The 1,157-nt window shown below is 61.5% G+C and carries 1 protein-coding gene; it reads right to left on the minus strand.

Features of this window, described 5'->3' with window-relative positions:
• Positions 1 to 114: 114 nt before the first annotated feature.
• Positions 115 to 1,157 (minus strand): LuxR C-terminal-related transcriptional regulator (locus AC2VOP_RS19625; protein WP_486962518.1); only part of this gene is annotated, 1,043 nt, incomplete at its 5' end.

Below are 1,157 nucleotides of genomic sequence, written 5' to 3' on the forward strand. Positions count from 1 at the left end.
CCGCGACGCCCAAGCTCAAATGCGGACTCGCACACGCAAGGAAGCATCGGCGTCGGCAGGTGACCCGACCCCATTTTCACGCCTGCGAAACGTCCCGGGAACGGAACTGGGCGCTCAGATAAATCCAAGCGTACGAGCTTTTATCACAGCCTCGTGGCGGCCATTGACGTCCAGTTTGCGGTACACGCTGCGTAGATGGAATTTGAGGGTGTTCAGCGAAACGAACAATTTATCAGCGAGATCGGGCAAGACCCCGGGTTCGGCAATTGCGCGCAGCACCTCCAACTCCCGTCTCGTCAACGGTACTGTCAGCGCGTTCTGCGCAGCTTCCAACGCCACATTTTCCATACTCGATGTCCTCGCGGCTAAAGAGGCGCGGATGCGATCGACAAAGTCCGTGTGGCAGGTGCCCAGTACCCGGGCCATCCGCAACAATCGCTCGATACGGCTACCGAACTGCAGGAACGGCTGAACGTATCCTTCGGGTGCAGCCAGATTCAAAGCGTCGCTGAACATCTTGAAGGCTTCCCGACTATCGCTGGCTACCTGCTCGCCCAGCACACCCAGCAGAATCATGGCCTGGATAATCGCATCGTAGGTGCCGAGGCCTTGCGCGACGCCCTCCTTGAGCAGAGCAATCGCCTCGTCGGTCGCCCCCTCACTGGCGAGATACTCAGCGTAGACGACCGTGAGAATGATCGGCGTGCAAGGCTTTCCGAGATGACCATGCAGCACCTCGCGTGCTCGCGTATTCCACCCGAGCGCGAGCATCGACCGCGCCCGTTCGGCGATCAGATAATCCTCAAACAGATAGCGGCCGGACACCCTGTCTACGGTCTTGGCTGCGGCATCCAAGTCCGCGAGTGCATCCCGTGTGCGTCCTCGCGCCCCCGCGACAAGCCCGCGAACCAGCAGCACCGTGGCACGCACCCCCACATCATGTCGACGAACCGCAGCTGTCGCCCAGCCAAGGTATTGTTCGGCGGCGTCAAGGTCGCCGTGCATGAACGCGGTCCAGCCACGGGCGTGCCACAGTTCGGCCGCTGCGTGACTCAGCTCCCAGCCCCGCTTGCGGGCTAGTTCGCTGGCCTCAGCGGCAACCTCGAGGGCATCCATGAGCCGGTGTTGAGCGGTAAGCACACCAACAAGCTGGCTCA

It is taken from the genome of Mycobacterium sp. TH-M106 (assembly GCF_057473765.1).